The organism is Endozoicomonas sp. ONNA2 (assembly GCF_024606365.1).
GTDB lineage: Bacteria > Pseudomonadota > Gammaproteobacteria > Pseudomonadales > Endozoicomonadaceae > Endozoicomonas.
In genome coordinates this window covers 1-3,289 of sequence record NZ_JAHHPO010001027.1, presented here as the reverse complement: position 1 = coordinate 3,289, position 3,289 = coordinate 1, and the positions used below count along the sequence as shown (strand labels likewise).

Sequence of the window (3,289 nt, the reverse complement as noted above, 5' to 3'; positions counted from 1 at the left end):
GGAAATTTTTAGTGAATAGTGGTTCTATTTACTAAAAATTTCCGACTTTTTAGACTAATTTGCTGCCACCGCACGACTGCATGGATGCAGGAGCTAGAGCAACGCAGGCGCAGTTGCCGTGTAGGGCAGTCTATTCTCGAACAGCCTCCTGGTAATTTCCGATACCAAAAAAAGCAAAAGCTAAATTTGTGGGTATTACATTTAGGAATTGTCTGTAAATAACTCCCGCATATTCAGATGCTCCATCGCAATAATCAGGAACACTGAGTTTAAAATGGGAAAGTTATTTTCAGACGGCTCTTCATGATCAGCCGAGGGGCTATCCGAGAATAGCACCCATAGCGGGGATGGCAGAAAATTGAAGAAAAAAATTCGGTTTGTGAGGTTTAAAGCGCGACTATTTGTCGAACAAAAGCGGATTTTTAGACCAACTTTCTGCCACCGAAGTAGGGCAGTCTAATCTCGGATAGCCTCCTGGCTTTGCCCCGACCGGACTGCTTTTATCTCAGCAACTCCACATTGCATTGCTGACCATACTTCTTTCACACAGATGCGCATTGGTGTCAGACGATATCGGGGGCGGCGGGATCCGTTGTCGCAATTGGAACCGGTTCAGCATCGGCTGTTTGCTCGGCTGGTTCATCTGCACCCGGCCTTGAACAAAGAGAGTCGCATAAATGCCGACCGTAGCTTATAGCCTGAGCCAGATATCCTTCACGGTGACACTTGTTAACCATGCTCAACGCACACCCTAAAAACACACCGGAGACAAAACCAAAGAAAGGGTCTATGACCTTTTCATAGTCCTGTCTTATTTCCAGCAATTGCAATTCAACCGGATTGGAGCAATTGTAACGGAGTATGTCTTCCTGGAACTTGTCGATGCTACGGGAGCATAACTTGTCATAATCTTTGGTGGCATGATAAAGAACTCCAGCAGCAGTGCCAGCAGCAACACTTCCCAACACTATAAAAGCCGTTTGACAATCCAAAAGTTTCTTGACATTTCTACATCCACCGGTGAGAGAGTGTTTCACCTTGGGAGTATCAGGCACTCCGTTTCCGGTTGTGGTGGATGAACCTCCAGTCAATGGTTGAAGGGGCGAATCAGAACGGACACCATTGTGTGCTGTTGCAGGACTCATTGGAACTTTCTCCACTTCAATAACAAATGTTCATGATGATGGCTTGTCACCCTCTGACGTGAAAGCTTTGGCCATAGAGTCACGGAGGAAAACTTTTTTTTCTGTTCTCCGTGTTTCTGTGCCTCCGTGGCAATTTTCTTTCATGGCAAGGAACTAGCCAAAATTTTAATGATTCTAATGATGAGTTTGTATTCACTCAGAGAAATGGACAGCTGGATAACTGGAAAGTTCCAGAAATTATCATGATTGGCACAAACGGATATGATAATTTGGGATCGGACACTGACACTCCCCGCCATGGCGGGCGAGGGTTCTTGAGCGATCAAGAACCCTTGCTCAATAGGGCTGTCTCTTTATCACAAGTCCTGTAATCCCTGGTAGTCAAGGGTTACAGTATGTTTTGCATATGTCGTTTTCAAGCCAAATATTAACCCCCCTGTGTTTTCAAGGGTTTCAGAGCAAGAAAATATTCAGAAAATGATAATTCTGACTATCATGGGTATTTGTGACCAAGAGCCAGCTTGATAGGGCGGGGAGTGTCAGAACTCTATGAATATTACCAAAGTTACTGGCAATGAAAATCCAGGCGCTACTATGCAAACGCCAACCGCTGATGAAAGTAAACTCTTTACTTTTCGGGCAGCCCGGCGGGATCAGGTGCACACTTCATGGCTTCAGTCATGGCTCCAGTCATGGCTCCAGCCAATAGCCACACCTGTTGCCAGGAGCTTGAGTTTTATTACCCAAAGATCGGTAAAAGAAAATACGCCCATTACGACACTTTCATCCACCACGTCGAACGACAGGTCAGAGTTTAAACACAGTTTTGATGAAGTATACTATGATGCATTATCACCAGAGCAATGGGACAAACAATACCGTAAATTAACCTTGTCCGGAGCATCAAACCAATTAATGCAGTGGGTGGTATTTAATGATAAGACCAATTCTTCTGATTTAGGTGTCAGTAAAAAACCAATAGGTGATACACAATTAAAGCAACTGAAATCGATTCTTTCCGATTTAAAAAAACATTATCCTGATAATACACCGACTGTTCACCTTGTTTATGAAATATTCCAACCTGAGCTATTGAATCAAGAACAAAAGAAGAATATCCATATTTTTTTTAAAAGCCTGGAAAATACCAATAATAATTTAAAGGTAATCCATTTTTGTGACCTGGAAGAGAAAGCGGAATATGGAAAAACCGCCTCCGATCTCAGATTGCAAATCATTAGACAAGAAGAAACCGGATTTAGAAAAAAAATATGGGTACTACAAGAATTTTCCACATTAATGCATGCAGACATTAGATTCTTTACCATGATGTACGGTGCTGACATAAACCAAATTTGGCCTAATATGCTGACAAGGGGTCCGTGGTTAAGCATTTTTGATGGTCAGGGTATAGTAAATGCTTATGATCCGGAAGATAGATATCAGGTTAAAATGTTTGATGAATTTAAAAAACAATTAGATCACATGACTCCTGCAGAGTTACATAGTATTGAAATATGCAAGGGTCCACAACCATTAACGTGCACAACAAAAGCCTTGTACGTTGATCTTCAAAGATGCGTACTATTAAACGATTCAGATATTATTCAGAATTCTTCAAACAGTAATGGTGGTTTAATCTATCGGGATTTTGATACGCAAATGTCAGCAGCCATGCCAGATATTACTTTAAAACCTTCTGAAGTTTTAGGAGTGCCTGATCTGACAACGAATAGTTATTTTTGGAAAACTTCGTTGACAAAAATTGTGGAGAGTGCAGTGATGGGTGTTGCATGCCCTAAAAATCCAACGATTCAATCAGTCATAAAAAAAACACAGTCTGAAGTAATTGAATCAACCGATCCTGATTCCATACAAAAAAATAACTTGTGTGTTAATAATTACAATTACATCTATGATCAGCTGGCAGATCATCTGGTTGGTCCGCTTGAATCAACGTTTTTTCATTCATCAAATAATACTTTACATTCTCTTCATGAATTTGCCTTTATCCAATCCATACAGAAATATACAGTCTCATATAAAATGCCTGAAACTTGAATGATCGTCCATTGTCTTTCTGACCACTCGTTGTTCCTGATTATTGACCGTTAATACACTAACCCCTTGAAAACAGAAAAACA

The 3,289-nt window shown here is 41.1% G+C and carries 2 protein-coding genes; one reads left to right on the top strand and one right to left on the bottom strand.

Going from position 1 to position 3,289, the window contains the following annotated elements; all coding sequences use genetic code 11:
• Positions 1 to 563 precede the first annotated feature (563 nt).
• Positions 564 to 1,145 carry a hypothetical protein gene (locus tag KDK14_RS18225; protein ID WP_257266622.1) on the bottom strand — a complete coding sequence of 194 codons (582 nt, stop codon included), beginning with the start codon at positions 1,143 to 1,145 and terminating at the stop codon, positions 564 to 566.
• A 549-nt stretch (positions 1,146 to 1,694) separates the two neighbouring features.
• On the opposite strand from KDK14_RS18225, the gene KDK14_RS18220 reads away from it, so the two are divergent.
• Entirely contained in the window at positions 1,695 to 3,206 is a 1,512-nt protein-coding gene (locus KDK14_RS18220; protein ID WP_257266621.1) for a hypothetical protein, read from the top strand.
• Positions 3,207 to 3,289 lie beyond the last annotated feature (83 nt).

Coding starts and splice junctions, on each gene's coding strand:
- KDK14_RS18220 (WP_257266621.1), top strand. CDS start 1,695: ATGAATATTACCAAAGTTACTGGCAATGAAAATCCAGGCGCTACTATG.
- KDK14_RS18225 (WP_257266622.1), bottom strand. CDS start 1,145: ATGAGTCCTGCAACAGCACACAATGGTGTCCGTTCTGATTCGCCCCTT.